General features: G+C 71.9%; 15 protein-coding genes. 9 read left to right on the top strand and 6 right to left on the bottom strand.

Features of this window, described 5'->3' with window-relative positions; all coding sequences use genetic code 11:
- The first annotated feature begins 68 nt into the window (after positions 1-68).
- The 3 genes from G6045_RS22535 (at position 69) to fxsA (ending at position 3,670) form a co-directional block, all read left to right on the top strand.
- Positions 69-1,709, top strand: a complete 1,641-nt coding sequence (locus G6045_RS22535; protein ID WP_165333864.1) for an amidohydrolase — start codon at positions 69-71, stop codon at positions 1,707-1,709.
- Between the two features lie 512 nt (positions 1,710-2,221).
- Entirely contained in the window at positions 2,222-2,989 is a 768-nt protein-coding gene (locus tag G6045_RS22530; RefSeq protein ID WP_165333863.1) for a polyprenol monophosphomannose synthase, read from the top strand.
- 75 nt (positions 2,990-3,064) lie between these two features.
- A complete protein-coding gene (fxsA, locus tag G6045_RS22525; RefSeq protein WP_165333862.1) occupies positions 3,065-3,670 on the top strand; it encodes an FxsA family membrane protein in 606 nt (201 codons plus the stop codon).
- A gap of 183 nt (positions 3,671-3,853) precedes the next feature.
- On the opposite strand, the gene G6045_RS22520 is transcribed toward fxsA, so the two are convergent.
- The 4 genes from G6045_RS22520 to yczE form a co-directional block, all read right to left on the bottom strand.
- Positions 3,854-4,228, bottom strand: coding sequence for an RNA polymerase-binding protein RbpA (locus G6045_RS22520; RefSeq protein ID WP_165333861.1), 375 nt, complete (start codon positions 4,226-4,228; stop codon positions 3,854-3,856).
- Positions 4,229-4,533: 305 nt separating this feature from the next.
- The gene (locus tag G6045_RS22515; protein ID WP_165333860.1) at positions 4,534-5,880 is read right to left on the bottom strand and encodes an MFS transporter; all 1,347 of its coding nucleotides are present in this window, start codon (positions 5,878-5,880) and stop codon (positions 4,534-4,536) included.
- 34 nt (positions 5,881-5,914) lie between these two features.
- Entirely contained in the window at positions 5,915-6,682 is a 768-nt protein-coding gene (locus tag G6045_RS22510) for a glycerophosphodiester phosphodiesterase (RefSeq protein ID WP_165333859.1), read from the bottom strand.
- Complete coding sequence (yczE, locus tag G6045_RS22505; RefSeq protein ID WP_165333858.1) at positions 6,679-7,332, bottom strand: membrane protein YczE; 654 nt, start codon at positions 7,330-7,332, stop codon at positions 6,679-6,681. Before yczE ends, G6045_RS22510 begins: the two co-directional genes overlap by 4 nt.
- A 148-nt stretch (positions 7,333-7,480) precedes the next feature.
- Here yczE and G6045_RS22500 point away from each other — a divergent pair, with 148 nt between their 5' ends.
- A complete protein-coding gene (locus G6045_RS22500; RefSeq protein ID WP_165333857.1) occupies positions 7,481-8,980 on the top strand; it encodes an SCO1417 family PLP biosynthesis transcription factor in 1,500 nt (499 codons plus the stop codon).
- Positions 8,981-9,006: 26 nt separating this feature from the next.
- On the opposite strand, the gene G6045_RS22495 is transcribed toward G6045_RS22500, so the two are convergent.
- Positions 9,007-10,548 carry an ATP-binding protein gene (locus tag G6045_RS22495; RefSeq protein ID WP_165333856.1) on the bottom strand — a complete coding sequence of 514 codons (1,542 nt, stop codon included), beginning with the start codon at positions 10,546-10,548 and terminating at the stop codon, positions 9,007-9,009.
- 48 nt (positions 10,549-10,596) lie between these two features.
- The gene (locus G6045_RS22490; protein ID WP_030360399.1) at positions 10,597-10,791 is read right to left on the bottom strand and encodes a hypothetical protein; all 195 of its coding nucleotides are present in this window, start codon (positions 10,789-10,791) and stop codon (positions 10,597-10,599) included.
- A 295-nt stretch (positions 10,792-11,086) separates the two neighbouring features.
- Here G6045_RS22490 and G6045_RS22485 point away from each other — a divergent pair, with 295 nt between their 5' ends.
- The 5 genes from G6045_RS22485 to G6045_RS22465 form a co-directional block, all read left to right on the top strand.
- A complete protein-coding gene (locus G6045_RS22485) occupies positions 11,087-11,479 on the top strand; it encodes an ankyrin repeat domain-containing protein (protein ID WP_165333855.1) in 393 nt (130 codons plus the stop codon).
- 279 nt (positions 11,480-11,758) lie between these two features.
- Positions 11,759-13,168, top strand: a complete 1,410-nt coding sequence (locus G6045_RS22480; protein WP_165333854.1) for a HEAT repeat domain-containing protein — start codon at positions 11,759-11,761, stop codon at positions 13,166-13,168.
- Positions 13,169-13,262: 94 nt separating this feature from the next.
- Positions 13,263-14,390 carry a glycosyltransferase family 4 protein gene (locus G6045_RS22475; protein ID WP_165333853.1) on the top strand — a complete coding sequence of 376 codons (1,128 nt, stop codon included), beginning with the start codon at positions 13,263-13,265 and terminating at the stop codon, positions 14,388-14,390.
- A complete protein-coding gene (locus tag G6045_RS22470) occupies positions 14,387-15,547 on the top strand; it encodes a glycosyltransferase (RefSeq protein WP_165333852.1) in 1,161 nt (386 codons plus the stop codon). The genes G6045_RS22475 and G6045_RS22470 overlap by 4 nt, the downstream gene beginning before the upstream one ends.
- Positions 15,544-16,405 (top strand): SGNH/GDSL hydrolase family protein (locus tag G6045_RS22465; RefSeq protein WP_328707865.1); only part of this gene is annotated, 862 nt, incomplete at its 3' end. The genes G6045_RS22470 and G6045_RS22465, both read left to right, overlap by 4 nt.

Below are 16,405 nucleotides of genomic sequence, written 5' to 3'. Positions count from 1 at the left end.
GGGCGCACGGCACTCGGACGAGGCCCCCGCGTCCGGAACGCCGCTGACGAGGCGCGAGACTGTTCCCCATGAGCGAGAGCACCCCCACCGCCCCCGACCACCGCACCGTGCTGCTGCGCGGCGGTGAGGTCCACAGTCCGGCCGACCCGTTCGCGACCGCCATGGTCGTCGAGCGCGGGCAGATCGCCTGGGTCGGTTCCGAGGGCGCGGCCGACGCGTTCGCCGAAGGCGTGGACGAGGTGCGGGACCTCCAAGGGGCCCTGGTCACCCCGGCGTTCACCGACGCGCATGTGCACACCACGTCCACCGGGCTCGCGCTCACGGGGCTCGACCTCTCGGACGTACGGGATCTGCGCGAGGCGCTGGACCGCGTACGGGAGTACGCGGTGAGCCGCCCGGACGACCGGGTCCTGCTCGGCCACGGCTGGGACGCCGCACGCTGGCCCGAGCGCCGCGCACCGCACCGCACCGAACTGGACGAGGCGACCGGCGGACGGCCGCTGTACCTGACCCGGATCGATGTGCACTCCGCCGTCGCCACCACCGCACTGCTCGACCTCGTGCCCGGCGTCCGCGAGCTGCCCGGCTTCGAGGGGGACGCCCCGCTGACCAAGGACGCCCATCACGCGGTACGGCGTGCCGCGCACGACGCGATCGGGCCCGTCCAGCGCGCCGAGGCCCAGCGCACCGCGCTGCGGCACGCGGCCTCGCTGGGCATCGGTTCCGTGCACGAGTGCGCGGGCCCCGACATCTCCTCGGAGGACGACCTCACCGGCCTCCTGGCGCTCGCCGAGGACGAGCCCGGCCCGCGCGTCGTCGGCTACTGGGCAAAGGCCCTGGAATCGGCCGCCGACGCCGACCGCATCCGCGACCTGGGCGCCCTCGGCGCCGCCGGCGACCTGTTCGTCGACGGCGCGCTCGGCTCGCACACGGCCTGTCTGCACGAGGCATACGCGGACAGCTCCCACACCGGCACCGCGTACCTCGACGAGGCCGCCGTGGCCGTCCACGTCATGGCCTGCACCGAGGCGGGCATCCAGGCCGGCTTCCACGCCATCGGCGACGCCGCGGTGAGCACGGTGGTCGCCGGGGTCCGCACCGCCGCCGACAAGCTGGGCCTCGCCCGCGTACGGGCCGGACGGCACCGTGTCGAGCACGCCGAGATGCTCACCCCCGACACCATCGCCGCCTTCGCCGAACTCGGCCTGACCGCCTCCGTGCAGCCCGCGTTCGACGCGCTGTGGGGCGGCGAGGACGGGATGTACGCCGAGCGGCTCGGCGCCGAGCGGGCCCGCACCCTCAACCCCTTCGCGGCGCTGCTGCGTTCGGGCGTCCCGCTGGCCTTCGGCTCGGACAGCCCGGTCACCCCGCTCGACCCCTGGGGCACCGTCCGGGCCGCGGCCTTCCACCGCACGCCCGAGCACCGGGTGTCCGTGCGGGCCGCGTTCACCGCGCATACGCGGGGCGGCTGGCGGGCCGTCGGCCGGGACGACGCGGGCACCCTGGTGCCGGGCGCGCCCGCCGACTACGCGCTCTGGCAGACCGGCGAGCTGATCGTCCAGGCGCCCGACGACCGTGTCGCCCGCTGGTCCACGGACCCGCGCTCCGGCACACCCGGACTGCCCGACCTCACACCGGGCGCCGCGCTGCCGGTCTGCCTGGAGACCGTGGTGGGCGGCCGCACGGTCTTCGTACGGCCTAACGAGTGACCGTCCGGAGTGGCGCGACACCGATCGGCGGCCGGCCGGTCACCGCACGAGCCCCGTGATCACGGCGTTGAGCTGGGGCTACCGTGAAACGCCGCAGGTGAAACGTGTGTTGACAGACGGGCGCGTGGGACGGGTAGTTTCGGCCGGGTCCACCACAGGACGTCCGGCGGGGACACCTCCACGCAGTCGTCGAACGCAGCTGGGTCATGGGGGCGGAGTGTCGCACCGGCACACCGCCACTGGGAGCCAGGCCCAGCGTCAGCGCCTCGGGGGCGAACGCAGGTGCCGCCCGGCCGGATTGGTGCGACCCGGGTGGGACCCGGACGCTCAGTAGACAACGGCTTTCGGTCGACCCGCAGCCAGCGGGTCCCAGGTCGGCCCGAAGGGCGCCGGGTCCTGTTCCCGCACCGTTCCCTCTTGCTCCGGCGACACCCTCGCCCCCGTCTCAGCAGGTCGGGTGGCGGGCAGCACTATGGTGGAGCATCCGTTTTGGAATTAAGGGGCACGCAGTGATGGACGGCGGTCAGCGGGAATACGGCCCGCTCGGCACCACGTTGGTGATCATTCCGACGTACAACGAGGCCGAGAACGTCAAGCCGATCGTGGCCCGCGTACGCGCGGCGGTGCCCGAGGCGCACATCCTGGTCGCCGACGACAACAGCCCGGACGGCACCGGCAAGTTCGCCGATGAACTCGCCGTCGAGGACGACCACGTCCACGTACTGCACCGCAAGGGCAAGGAGGGCCTCGGCGCCGCATATCTCGCGGGCTTCCGCTGGGGCATCGAGAACGGCTACGGCGTGCTCGTGGAGATGGACGCCGACGGCTCGCACAAGCCCGAGGAGCTGCCCCGGCTGCTCACCGCGCTCAAGGGCGCCGACCTGGTGCTCGGCTCGCGCTGGGTGCCGGGCGGACGGGTGGTCAACTGGCCGAAGTCCCGTGAGTTCATCTCCCGTGGCGGCTCGCTGTACTCGCGGCTGATGCTGGACGTCCCGATCCGCGATGTCACCGGCGGCTTCCGCGCCTTCCGCAAGGAGACCCTCGAAGGCCTCGGCCTGCAGGACGTCGCCTCGCAGGGCTACTGCTTCCAGGTCGACCTCGCCCGGCGCGCGGTCAAGTCCGGATTCCATGTCGTCGAGGTCCCGATCACCTTCGTCGAGCGCGAGCTGGGCGACTCCAAGATGAGCCGCGACATCCTGGTCGAGGCGCTGTGGCGGGTCACCGCCTGGGGCGTCACCGAGCGGACCGGCAAGATCCTGGGACGCGGCAAGTCCCGCTGAGCCCCGCCCGGCGTACGCGAGCGCGTTGATCTCGCCCTTACGCCGTACGGACGCGGCAGACGGCACACTGGAGGCATGACGACGCCTCAGACAGCACGCCCCGCCGGCCGCCCTGCCGGCCGTTCGACGGTGCGCCGGTTTCTGCCGCTCGGGATCGCCGCCTGGCTGGTCCTCGAGATCTGGCTGCTGATGCAGGTCGCCTCGGCGACCAGCGGCTTCGTGGTCTTCCTGCTGCTCCTGGCCGGCGTCGTGCTCGGCGCGGTGGTGATCAAGCGGGCGGGCCGCCGGGCCTTCCGCAATCTGACCGAGACCCTGCAGCAGGCCCAGACCGCCGCGGCCGCCGGTGAGCCCGTGACCGCGCCGCAAGGTCAGCAGAGCCGCGGCAACGGTCTGACCATGCTCGGCGGACTGCTGCTCATCATGCCCGGGCTGCTGTCCGACGTGATCGGCCTGGTCTGTCTGCTGCCGCCGGTCCGCAAGGCCGTCGCCAAGCGGGCGGAGAAGTCCTTCGAGAAGCGTCTGGCCGATGCGGGCCCCGGCAGCTTCGAGAACGCCTTCCAGCAGGCCCGTATCCACCGCCCGGACGGCAAGGTCGTCCAGGGCGAGGTGATCCGCGAGGACATGCCCGGTGAGCAGCGTCCGCGGCGCGACGACGGGTCGTATCCGCCGATCGGCTCCTGAGCCGGCTGCTTGTCCGTGCCCGGCCGGGTGCGCGCCCACAGGGTGTGCTCCCGGCCGTTCGCGTATGCGTGCGCTCGCAGTCCCGGCTTCGCGGAGCCCGGACACACAAAACCGGACCGGGGGCGCAGACACATCACGTGTCCGCGCCCCCGGTCCGGGTGCTGCTGTGTACGTACCGCTTGGTTATGCCGTCTTACGGCTGTCACGCGGGTGTACGGCGATGTTCATCGCCCCGGAGCGCAGGACGGCCAGGCGCTCGGCCAGGACCTCCTCCAGCTCCTCCCGTGTACGCCGCTCCATGAGCATGTCCCAGTGCGTACGCGCGGGCTTGGCCTTCTTTTCCTCAGGGCCGTCGCCGTCCACCAGGAGTGCCTGGGCCCCGCAGACCTTGCACTCCCACTCCGCAGGGATCTCTGCTTCCACCGAGAACGGCATCTCAAATCGATGGCCGTTGTCGCATGCGTACTCCACCGCCTGGCGCGGAGCCAGGTCGATGCCGCGGTCGGTCTCATAGCTGGTCACTACGAGTCGCGTGCCGCGAAGAGCTCGCTCACTCATGAATCGTGCCTCCCGGGCTTGTCGCCCACAGGACAGGTGTCGCTGTCGTCGTCATCCGGTCAACGTCCGGTCGGCGGTAAAGATTCCCGTTCCGGGTCACGCGTCGCCGTCTTAGCCGCCCCTTGTTGTACCCACCCTCGCCCGGTTTGTCACATCTGGCATGAGATGTCACCCAACGCTTGAGTTTCTTTAGCGTGAAGGAACGGTACGCCTGGCAGGCCAAAGGCGTACACTACCGGCCTTTGTCACCCGGTGTTAAATCCGCCCCCCGCTTTCTGGGTTACTCCTGGGCTTTTTACGTTCCTTTAGATCCGCTCGGGGACGGGATTACCCGCGGCCTCGACCGCGCGGCGCACCGGAACACGGGCCAGGAGCACGAATCCGAGGGCGAAGAAGACCACCAGCGAGACGATCGCGTCCCGGTAGCTGCCCGTCGCCTGATAGGTCAGACCGAAGATCAGTGGACCGAGCCAGCTGACGCCGCGGTCGCTCAGTTCGTACGCCGAGAAGTACTCGGCCTCCTTGCCCCGTGGCACCAGATGCGAGAACAGAGACCTGGACAGGGCCTGAGTACCCCCGAGGACCAGGCCGATGCCCGCCGCCAGGACGAAGAACCAGGCGGGTGCGCCGGCCGGCAGGAAGTAGCCCGCGCCGATGATGAAGGTCCAGGCGACGAGGGAAGCGAGAATCGTCCGCTTGGCCCCGTACACCCGAGCCAGACGGCCCATGCCCAGCGCACCGGCCACCGCGAGCAGCTGCACCAGGAGCACCGCGACGATCAGGGTGGACTGGCCGAGCTCCAGCTCCTTCGAGCCGTAGACCGAGGCCTGGGAGATCACCGTCTGGACGCCGTCGTTGTAGACGAGATAGGCGAGCAGGAAGGTCAGGGTCAGGGGGTGGCGGCGCATATCGCGCACGGTGGCGCGCAGTTGGCGCCAGCCGCCGAGCGCCGCCTCCCGCTCGGCCGGATCCCGGCGCCGGTCACGCAGCCTGCTGAGCGGTACGAGCGTGAACGCGCCCCACCACACGCCCGCCGAGGCCAGGCAGATCCGTACGGCGGTCGCCTCCGAGACGCCGAAGGAGTCATGCGCCGTGAACAGGATCAGGTTGAGGACCAGGACCAGAGCGCCGGAGGCGTAGCCGAAGGCCCAGCCGCGGGAGGAGACGGCGTCGCGTTCCTCGGGGGTGGAGATCTGCGGAAGGTACGCGTTGTACAGCGACATCGACACGGCGAGCGAGGCGTTGGCGACCACGAGGAGCAGTCCGCCGAGCAGATAGCGGTCGCCGTCGAGGAAGAACATGGCCGCCGTGGCCGTCGCGCCCAGATAGGCGGCCGCCGCGAGGAAGGGCTTCTTGCGTCCGGTGCGGTCGGCTGCCGCACCGACCAGGGGCATCACCAGGGCCGCCAGGATGATCGAGGCCGATACCGAGTACGGGAAGAAGGCGCCGGCCCGCACCGGGATGCCGAAGGGGTGGACGAAACCGTCCGCGTCCGCCGCGGACTCCGCGATCTCCGTCAGATAGGGACCGAGGAACACCGTGAGGACGCTGGTCGAGTAGACCGAGCACGCCCAGTCATAGACGTACCAGCCCTGCTGTTCGCGACGGCGCCGAACACCGTCGCTTCGTTCCGTGACGGTGTCCGCGCCCACCGCGCCCCCTCGTGCTTGCCTGCCGAGGTCGCGCTCAGGCCCAGGCCCCGCGCTCCTTGAGCACCTCGATCAGTGTCCCCGTGTGATCGGTCATGATGCCATCCACTCCCAGGTCCAGGAGTCGCTCCATGCGTGCCCGGTCGTTGACGGTCCATACGTGGACCTGCAGGCCGAGCGCGTGGGCGGTGCGGACGAAGCGGTGGTCGACCACGCGCATCCCGGACTGGATCTCGGGCACCTGGGCGGCGACGGCCGAGCGGCGCAGGCGGGCCGGAAGGCCGAGGGAGCGCAGCCGCAGTGCGAGCACCCCGTTGACGCCGAGCGAGGTGGCCAGCTGGGGTCCGCCGAGGAGCTGGGCGCGGGCGACCCGGGCCTCGGAGAACGAACCCACGCAGATCCGGTCCCAGGTGTTCGTGCGCCGGATGAGATCGATCAGGGGCACGAGCGCGGGCTCGGCCTTCACGTCCACGTTCCAGCGTGCCTCGGGAAAGGCTTCGAGGAGGTCCTCGAAGAGCGGGACCGGCTCGGTGCCGGCCACGCGTGCCTGGTTCACCTGCGACCAGCGCAGGTCGGCGATCCGGCCGCCGGTGTCGGTGACCCGGTCGAGCGTGGCGTCGTGGAAGGCGACGAGCCGGCCGTCGGCCGTGGCGTGCACATCCGTTTCGAGATACCGGTAGCCGGACGCGACCGCGCTGCGGAACGCGGACTCGGTGTTCTCCAGACCGTCCGCCGCCCCGCCCCGGTGGGCGAAGGCGAGCGGTACGGCTGCGTCGAGGTACGGATGGCGTACGGGGGTCGTCACCGTCGCAGTATCGCGCGCCTGCGTGGCGCGGCGGCGACCACCCGGCTGCCGGTCTCCAGACCCGGGATGGCGAAGAAGCGCAGGAAGAACTGGGCGAGCGGGCCGATCGCCAGTGCGTACGCGACCGTGCCGATGCCGACCGTGCCGCCGAGCAGGAAGCCGGTGGCGACCACAGCGATCTCGATGCAGGTGCGGGCGAGCCGGATCGACCACCCCGTCGCCTGGTTCAGGCCGGTCATCAGGCCGTCGCGCGGGCCGGGGCCGAAGCGGGCCGAGATGTAGAGGCCGGTGGCCACGCCGTTGAGGATGATGCCGCCGAACAGCGCGAGCACGCGCAGCGTCCACCCCTCGGCGTCCGGTACGAGAGCGAGCGTGCCGTCCATGGCGAGTCCGACCACGAAGACGTTGGACACCGTGCCGAGCCCCGGCCGCTGCTTCAGCGGGATCCACAGCAGCAGCACCAGAGCGCCGACGATGATCGATACGACGCCGATGGTCAGACCGCTCTTCTCGGCGAGGCCCTGGTGCAGCACGTTCCACGGTTCCAGGCCCAGGCCGGAGCGCAGCAGAAGCGCCGAGCTCGCGCCGTACAGGGTGAGACCCGCGTAGAGCTGAACAAGGCGACGGGTCAGATGGGTGCCGCGCTGCAAGGTGTCCCCCTCGGTGTCCGTGTGGCTACTGGCCTTCTAGTGGCCTGCACCCCGAGGGGCTGTGGCCTTAACAGGCTGACACATGACACTCTGTGGCTTGCCAAGAGAAGGCCGATAGGGCCAATTCGGGGAAGGTGGACTGGGTTTTATGGCGCAGTGGACTTCGGCGGTGGGCTCCACGCAGCTCGCCCGCCTCATCACCTCGCAGCAGGCGCGCCCGGCCGGCCCCGGCACCCGCCGACCGCCCGCCTATCGCGCACTCGCGGACGGCGTGCGGACCCTCGTCCTGGAAGGGCGGGTGCCGGTCGCCGCGCGGCTGCCCGCCGAGCGGGAACTGGCCCAGTCGCTCAATGTCAGCCGTACGACCGTGGCCGCCGCGTACGAGGCGCTGCGCAGCGAAGGGTTCCTCGAGTCCCGCAGGGGAGCGGGGAGTTGGACCGCCGTACCGGCCGGCAACCCGCTCCCCGCACGGGGTCTCGAACCCCTGCCGCCCGAGGCGCTCGGCTCGATGATCGACCTCGGCTGCGCCGCCCTGCCCGCGCCCGAGCCGTGGCTGACGCGCGGGGTGCAGGGTGCGCTGGAGGAGCTTCCGCCGTACGCGCATACGCACGGCGACTACCCGGCCGGCCTGCCGGCGCTGCGGCAGATGATCGCGGACCGGTACACCGAGCGCGGCATCCCGACCATGCCCGAGCAGATCATGGTCACCACCGGCGCCATGGGCGCGATCGACGCCATCTGCCATCTCTTCGCCGGCCGGGGGGAGCGGATCGCGGTCGAGTCGCCCTCGTACGCGAACATCCTCCAGCTGATGCGCGAGGCCGGCGCGCGTCTGGTGCCGATCGCCATGGCGGAGGGGCTCAGTGGCTGGGACGTGGAGCGCTGGCGCCAGGTGCTGCGGGAGTCGGCGCCCCGGCTCGCGTATGTGGTGGCCGACTTCCACAATCCGACGGGCGCGCTGCCGGACGACGATCAGCGGCGCGCCCTGGTCGACGCCGCACGTTCCGCGGGGACCGTGCTCGTCGTCGACGAGACGATGAGCGAGCTGTGGCTCGAGCCCGGGTTCGAGATGCCGCGCCCGGTGTGTTCCTTCGATCCGGCGGGCTCATCCGTGATCACGGTCGGGTCGGCGAGCAAGGCGTTCTGGGCCGGGATGCGGATCGGCTGGGTGCGCGCGGCCCCCGACGTCATCCGCAGTCTGGTGGCGGCCCGCGCGTACGCCGATCTCGGTACGCCGGTGGTGGAGCAGCTGGCCGTCAACTGGCTCATGAGCACCGGGGGCTGGGAGCAGGCCGTCGCGCTGCGGCGCACCCAGGCGCTGGAGAACCGGGACGCCCTCGTGGCCGCGGTGCGGCGGGAGCTGCCGGACTGGGAGTTCGAGGTGCCGAAGGGCGGTCTGACGCTCTGGGTGCGCGCCGGCGGCCTGTCGGGCTCGCGCCTGGCCGAGGTCGGGGAGCGGGTCGGTGTGCGGGTGCCGTCGGGGCCGCGGTTCGGTGTGGACGGGGCCTTCGAGGGCTTCGTACGGCTGCCGTTCACCGTGGGCGGTGCGCTGGCGGACGAGGCCGCCGTGCGGCTGGCCGCCGCGGCCCGGCTCGTCGAGGGCGGAGCCGGGGGCAGCGCGCAGCAGCCGCACACGTTCGTGGCCTGAAGCGAGACTTTCGGATCAGGCCGCCGTCAGGCGTTGGACGGGCTGAGCGTGTCGTCCTCCGTGGCGACGCGCTCCGGCAGCAGCTCGAGCACCGCGCGCCGCTGGGTGTCGCTGGTCGCGTCGTCGTACGGGTCCGGGGTGGCCGGGACCTGGAGGCGGTGCACCGGGCCCGTGCCCATCCGGGCGTAGCCGCGCCCCGCCGGTACGTCCGGGGTGGGCGTGGTGTGCGGGGAGGTGCCGAGCACCGCTTCGATCTGCTCGGCCGGCGCCGCGCCGAGCACCACGCGGGCGCGGGTGTGCTGGCGTACGGGGTCGCTGAGGGCGTCCATCGTGTCGAACTGGTCGGCCACGACCACCGTGACGTTGGCCGCGCGACCGTGCCGCAGCGGGACCTGGAGCAGCCCCTGCGGATCGTCGCGGCCGTCCGCCGCGGCCAGGTGTCCGAGGACGCTGGGGCGGTCGAGCAGGATCCAGAGCGGGCGGCGGGTGTCGTCGGGCGCCGGGTGGCCGGCCTGGCGGGCGCGGTTCGCGGCGATCAGCCGGCGCTCCGTCTCATGGGCGGCCCACTCCAGGCAGGCCGCCGCGCCCGCGAGCCCGCACTCGACGCCGAGGACGCCGCGGCGTCCGGTGAGACAGGCGTACTCGCCGGTGCCGCTGCCCTCGACGATGAGGACGTCGCCGTACTGGAGAGCTTGCAGCGCGAGGGAGCGCATCAGGGTCGTGGTGCCGCTGCCGGGCTGGCCGACGATCAGCAGATGCGGTTCGGTCGAGCGGGGCCCGGTGCGCCAGACCACCGGAGGTACGTCACGCTGCTCGCCGCCGTCGAGGACGGGGAGGGTGCGCTGGACGGCGGTCTCGTCGGTGAAGCCGAGGACCGTCTCGCTGGGGGTGGTCACGAAGCGCTGGGCGGCGATGTCCGTGGGCAGCGGCGGCAGCACATGGACGGTGAGCTCGTTGCCCTCTTCGTCCCACTCGAAGTGGTATTCGCGGCCGCGGCCCGACTTCGCGTGCAGTACCTGCTCGATACGGGCCCGGGACGAGGCCTCGCCATCGGTGAAGTACGCGGGGTAGCGCAGGACGAGCCGGCTGATGCGCCCGTTCTCGTCGAACTCATGGGCCGTGAACGCCTTGTCCCACTCGCCGCCGTGCGAGTAGAGCGGACTCGGGTCCTCGGGGACCGAGAAATACGGGACCAGCGCCTCGTAGAGCGTGTGCAGGCGCTGGAGCTGGTTCTCGTCGGGGCCGGTCTGCACCGGGGTGCGGTCGCGGCCGGTCCATGCGGCCGCGGCCATCAGCGAGATCAGCGCGAGCAGCGGTCCGTACGGGACGAGGACCACGACGAGGAGACAGGACGCCACCAGGAACAGGACGGGTCCGCGGCGGTCCTTGGGGGTCTCGGTCCATTTGCGCCGCCCTGCGGAAGCGAGGCGGCGCAGTCCCCGAGTGATGGTGATCAACGGATGGAGCACGTCCGTGGCGCTGTCGGCTGCCGTTCTGGCCAGTTCCCTGCTCCGCGTGAGGGACGCGGAACCGGTGGTCAGAATGCGCGGGAGTGGTCGCCTGGCCACGTCGTACTCCTGAAGTTGTGATCCGTTGGTTGAGCGCGCGAGGCGCCGTCAGAACTTGATGCCGCCCAGCAGGCTGGCCAGGCTCGCTCCGCCGGCCTTGATGCTCGGGGCGATGGCGGTGCCCGCGAGATAGAAGCCGAAGAGCGCGCAGACCAGCGCGTGGGAAGCCTTGAGGCCGTCCTTGCGGAAGAAAAGGAAGACGATGACGCCGAGCAGCACGACACCCGAGATGGACAGGATCATGAGAGTTCTCCTGGTAGAGGGGACAGTCACCATGAGTTCTTCCAGGCTCACAGCATGTATCCATACGACAAAAGGTGCAACCGGGTGAAATTCCGCTAATTTCGCTCGTATGGGTGCATGCCGCTGAGCCGGCCGGGCGGGTGTCGGGCCGCAAGGAGACCCGAGGTGATCTTTGCCTCGGGCAGAGGCGCTCATGTGCCGTGACGGGCAGTACGCTGTCGATTCACTCGTACGGCCGACGTGGGCGTACGCAGGGGTTTTCTCCCCACCGATCACTCAGCGAAAGGTCTGGCCGATGACGGAAGCACCCGATCCGGAGGTCGTGGAGCTCGCCACGAAGATCTTCGATCTGGCGCGCCAGGGCGAGACCGAGACCCTTGCCGCCTATGTGGACGCCGGTGTGCCGGTGAATCTCACCAACGACCGCGGCGATTCCCTGGTCATGCTCGCCGCCTATCACGGGCATGCCGCCGCGGTGCGCGCCCTGCTCGAGCGTGGCGCGGACGCGGACCGGGCGAACGACCGGGGGCAGACGCCGCTGGCGGGTGCCGTGTTCAAGGGCGAGGACGACGTGATCAAGGTGCTGCTCGAGGGAGGCGCCGATCCGGCCGCGGGGACGCCGTCGGCGGTGGACACGGCGCGGATGTTCGGCAAGGCCGACCTGCTCAAGTTGTTCGGCGCCGGGTAATACCGGGCCGCACGGGGGTATGCGGGGGGTCAGCGGAAATCTGGTCGACCCAGCCGATGGGCTGGGCCATCATGACGTCGTGATGCACGGACACGATTGCTGGGCAGATGCCTCAGCACGCGGACCGTGACCGGCCCATCCCCGGGCCGCCGACCGAGAGGCAGAGGAAGATGGCTTTCAGCAAGCAGATGACGACGGGCAGCCGCACGTGTTGTTGCGCGGGCAGGTAGTGCACGGACACCCCCTGTTGCGTCGACAGCTTGATGTGAGGCTCCTTCCATGTTCGACACGGTCATAGCGCCCAGCGGCACGCTGCTCGGCCTCCTCCAGCGAGGCCGCGGCGACGGCACGCTGCACGCGCTCACAGCCCCCCGCGAGGAAGCGCTCGCGGCCCTGAACCACTGCGTGCTGAGCGACCCCCGCCACGACTGGCAGGTCGAGAACCGCTCGCTTTACTACGCGCGGCTCTACCTCGATCTGAACGGGTCGCTCGAGCAGATCGCGCTCCACCTGTTCTGCGCCGAGGACGTGCTCGACTCCGACGAGACCCGTACCGGTCTCGCCCTCTCCGTGCTCGGCCATCTCGCCTCGTACGGGCGTGACGACGCGCTGATGCTGCTGCGCCGCTACGCCGCCGAGGGCTCCAACTGGGCCTGGGCGCTGGACGAACTGGCCCTGCGCGACGACGACTCGGGCCTGCGCGCCCTGGCCGAACCCGTGCTCGCCCGCTTCCCGCGGACCGCGGAAGGGGACACCGAGCTGTCGGCCGCCGTGCGCGACGCCTTCGAGCCGAGGCCCTGGCGGCTGTGGGCCGAGGATCCGCGCGAGTCCATCGGGGCCCGCGTGCGCGCCGCCGGTGAACGCGGTTCCTTCGACCAGTGGCAACGGCAGATGAGGCCGGCCGGACCACGCCCCGGCTGGAGCGTCGCCGCCGTGTTCGCCTGGGCCGAGGAGGCCATGGGGCGGGGCGCCGGACGTCATGTGCCCGCCGCCCGGTGCCTGACCGCCGTGGCCGGGCCCGAGGATCTGCCGGAGATCATTTCCGCGGCGCGATCAGGGTCCGACGGGGCGCGCAGCACCGCGTTGCGCTACCTCGCCGACGCGCAGGATCCCGTCGTACTCGATCTGGTCGAGGCCGCGCTGATCGACGGTTCGGGGACCGTGATCGAGGCCGCCGTCGACGCGTTCGAGCGGATGACCGACGACAACGCCCTTGAGCGCGCCCGCCGTTGGGCCGAGCGGCCCGATGCGCTCGGGGCCGCGGCCGGGCGGGTGCTCGCCTGCAGGGGCGGTGCCCAGGACGCCGCGCTGGTGCTCGGCGCTCTGCGTGAAGCGGTGCGGTCCGAAGGGGCCGACGCACTGACCTTGTGGACCCTGGTGGACGGCACCGGACGGCTCGGCATCGCGTGTGCCGCGCCGGTGCTGCGCCATATCTATCGCGAGACCGCCTCGTCCCATCTGCGGGGGCGCGCCGCCAATGCGCTCGCCGCCACCGATCCCTCCTTCGCCGCGGGCTTCGCGGTGGAGTGCCTGTGGGACTGCGAGGAGACCACGCGGGAGCTCGCCGCGCGGCGGGCCGAGACCGCCGACAGCCGTGTCGTGGAGCAGCTGCGCCGGCTCGCCGCCGATCCGGCGGAGGAGACCGAGATGGAGACCGTGGTCCGCAGCCGGATCGGGCCCGACGCCTAGGGTCTGTCAGTCGGCGGGGAACGCTTACGGGACGTTCCCCCGCCGGAAAGATCCACGTTGACGCGGCCACGCCGCGGGCGACGACAACACGGGTATGCGTGTCGTCATCGTCACCGAATCCTTTCCCCCCGACGTCAACGGCGTGGCGCACTGCGCCCTGCAGACCGCGCTCCATCTTGTACGGCGCGGACATGAACCTGTGGTCGTCGCACCCGCCGCCGCTCACGGACCGCCCGCCCCCGAAATCGACGCGCCCTGCCCCGTGGTGCGTGTGCCCTCCCTGCCGCTGCCCGGCTACCCGCAGGTCAGAGTGGCCCTGCCGAGCAGGCGTATCGCCGCGGCGCTGACTTCCCACCGGGCCGAACTGGTCCATCTGGCCAGCCCGTTCGTGCTCGGCGTGCGGGGGATGGCGGCCGCGTCCCGGCTCGGCCTTCCCGCCGTCGCCGTCTACCAGACCGATCTGGCCGGCTACGCCCGTACGTACGTGGGCGCGGGCGAAGCCGCCGTGTGGCGGCGGATCCGGGCCGTGCACAAGGCGGCCGACCGGACCCTCGCGCCGTCCGGTGCGGCGATGCGGGACCTGGTCGCACAGGGGGTGCCGAGAGTCGCCCTGTGGCCGCGCGGCGTGGACACCGCACGGTTCGACCCGGCGCTGCGGGACGAGGAGGTGCGCCGCAGGTACGCGCCGAACGGCGAGCTGCTCGTCGGATACGTGGGGCGCCTCGCGCCGGAGAAGCGGGTCGAACTGCTCGCCGGCGTCTGCCGGATGGACGGCGTGAGCGTCCTCGTCACCGGCGACGGGCCCAGCGAGCACAGGCTGCGCGACATGCTGCCGGGCGCGCACTTCCTCGGCAGGCGTACGGGCGGTGAACTCGCCCGGATCTTCGCCTCGTTGGACCTCTTCGTGCACACCGGGCCGTTCGAGACCTTCTGCCAGACCGTGCAGGAGGCCATGGCCAGCGGTGTGCCGGTGATCGCCCCCGCGGCGGGCGGCCCGCTCGACCTGGTGGCGCACGGGCGCACCGGGCTGCTGGTGCCGCCGGGCGACGCGGCCGCGTTCCGGGACGCGGTGTGGTCCCTTGCGGCGGATCCCGTACGGAGGGCCGCGTACGGGCGGAACGGGCGGGACATGGTCCGCGAGCGCACCTGGGAGGCGGTCGGCGATCAGCTGCTCGGCCACTATGCCGAGGTGCTGCGGGCGCGAACGGCGGTGGCCGCATGAGCGCGACAGCCGGCCTGCGGATCGTACGTATGGCGAACTTCGTGGCGCCTGCATCGGGTGGACTGCGTACCGCGCTACGGGAGTTGGGTGCCGGGTATCTGGCCGCGGGACATGAGCCCGTCCTCATCGTGCCCGGAGGGAGCGCCTCGGACCGGATGACCCGGCAGGGGCGGGTGATCACCTTGCCCGGTCCGCTGCTGCCCGGAACCGGCGGCTATCGCGTCCTGACCGACCGGCGCGGCCTGACCGGACTTCTGGAGCAACTTGCGCCCGACCGGCTTGAGGTGTGTGACCGCACCACTTTGCGCTGGACCGGCGAGTGGGCACGGCGCGCCCGCGTCCCCGCGGTGATGGTCTCGCACGAGACCGCGGACGGGGTGCTGCGCACCTGGGGGCTGCCCGAGCCCGCCGCCCGACGGGCCGCGGACCGTCTCAACCGCCGCAGTGCGCACGCCTATTCGCGGGTGGTGTGCACCACCGAGTGGGCCGAGCGCGAGTTCGTACGGATCAGGGCGCGCAATGTCGTCCGGGCGCCGCTCGGTGTGGATCTGGACCGCTGCCGGCCCGGGCTGCGGGACCCGGCGCTGCGGGCGCGGTACGCGGGCGAGAGCGAGGTGCTCCTCGCGCTGTGCTCGCGGCTCTCGGTGGAGAAGCGGCCCGGGACGGCGATCGACGCGGTACGGGTGCTGCGCGAGCGCGGTCTGCGCGCACGGCTGGTCGTGGCCGGGGACGGGCCGCTGCGGGCGCGCCTCGAACGGCGGGCGCGGGCGCTGCCGGTGACGTTTCTCGGGCATGTCGCGGACCGGGGGCGACTGGCCGCGCTGCAAGCCGCGGCCGATGTGTGTCTGGCCCCCGGTCCTGCCGAGACCTTCGGGCTGGCCGCGCTGGAAGCGCTGGCGTGCGGGACGCCGGTGGTGGCGAGTGCTTCGTCCGCGCTGCCGGAGGTACTGGGGTCGGCGGGGGCTGTGGCCTTCGACGACGGGGAGTCGTTCGCGGACGCCGTCCAGCTGGTGCTCGCCCGGCCCGAGTGGCTGCGGCGCGGTGCGGCTCGTGCGCGGGCCGAGTGCTTCGGGTGGGACCGGGCGGTGGCCGCCTTTCTGGCGGCACATGATGCGTCGGCTCCTGCCGGGGTCCCCGTGCGGGAGGTGCGGTCGTGAGCCGGGCCTTGCGTTTCGCGGCGCTCGGGGACTCGCTCACCGAAGGCGTGGGGGATCCCGTCGGGGATACGTGGCGGGGGTGGGCCGCGCTGCTGGCGCGGACGCTCGCTTCGGCGGAACAGCCCGTGGAATTCCGTAACTTCGCGGTCAGCGGGGCCCAGACGCGTGACGTCCTTGAGCGTCAGGCGCCGGGTGCGCTGGCCTTCGCGCCCGATGTGGTGTCGGTGGTCGTGGGCGTCAACGACACGCTGCGGTGCACCTTCGACATCCATGCGGTGGCGGCCCGACTCGACGCCGTCTACGGGGAGTTCACCGCGCGGGGTGCGGTGCTCCTGACCGCTTGTCTGCCCGACCCCGGTGCCATGCTCGGGTTGCCGGGCGCGCTCGCCCGGCCGCTCGCGCGGCGGCAGCGGGCGGTGAACACGGTGGTGCACGCGCTGTCGGAGCGATACGGGGCGGTGCATCTGCATGCGGCGGATGATGCGTGGGTGGCCGATCGGGCGATGTGGAGTGCGGATCGGTTGCATCCCGGTGAGCTCGGTCACCGGACGCTGGCCGCCCGTTTTCACGCGCGGCTCTCGGCTCTGGGGCACGAGGTGGGTCCGCCACCGTCCCTCGCGCCCGGGCAGGCGGCGCCCACGCGGTCGGCCAGTGCCTGGTGGCTGGCCACGGCGGGGACGGGGTGGGTGGTGCGGCGGTGTGCGGATCTGTTGCCCCAGCTTCTGACCCTGGCCGCGCATGAGGTGCGGCACCGGGTGCGGGGCACGTCGGTTGCTCTGGACCTGCGGTCGGCTCGTGCGGTCGCGGCGGCGTTGGCCTCGGTGTCGGGTGCGGCTTCGGTTGGGGAGGTGGTGGAGG

It is taken from the genome of Streptomyces mesophilus (assembly GCF_011044995.1).
Lineage (GTDB): Bacteria > Actinomycetota > Actinomycetes > Streptomycetales > Streptomycetaceae > Streptomyces > Streptomyces mesophilus.
The sequence above is the reverse complement of the archived record's forward strand: the minus strand, read 5'-3'. Positions and strand labels throughout refer to the sequence as shown.

Coding starts and splice junctions, on each gene's coding strand:
- G6045_RS22520 (WP_165333861.1), bottom strand. CDS start 4,228: ATGAGTGAGCGAGCTCTTCGCGGCACGCGACTCGTAGTGACCAGCTAT.
- G6045_RS22490 (WP_030360399.1), bottom strand. CDS start 10,791: ATGATCCTGTCCATCTCGGGTGTCGTGCTGCTCGGCGTCATCGTCTTC.
- G6045_RS22485 (WP_165333855.1), top strand. CDS start 11,087: ATGACGGAAGCACCCGATCCGGAGGTCGTGGAGCTCGCCACGAAGATC.
- fxsA (WP_165333862.1), top strand. CDS start 3,065: ATGACGACGCCTCAGACAGCACGCCCCGCCGGCCGCCCTGCCGGCCGT.
- G6045_RS22530 (WP_165333863.1), top strand. CDS start 2,222: ATGGACGGCGGTCAGCGGGAATACGGCCCGCTCGGCACCACGTTGGTG.
- G6045_RS22500 (WP_165333857.1), top strand. CDS start 7,481: ATGGCGCAGTGGACTTCGGCGGTGGGCTCCACGCAGCTCGCCCGCCTC.
- G6045_RS22470 (WP_165333852.1), top strand. CDS start 14,387: ATGAGCGCGACAGCCGGCCTGCGGATCGTACGTATGGCGAACTTCGTG.
- G6045_RS22535 (WP_165333864.1), top strand. CDS start 69: ATGAGCGAGAGCACCCCCACCGCCCCCGACCACCGCACCGTGCTGCTG.
- G6045_RS22480 (WP_165333854.1), top strand. CDS start 11,759: ATGTTCGACACGGTCATAGCGCCCAGCGGCACGCTGCTCGGCCTCCTC.
- G6045_RS22475 (WP_165333853.1), top strand. CDS start 13,263: ATGCGTGTCGTCATCGTCACCGAATCCTTTCCCCCCGACGTCAACGGC.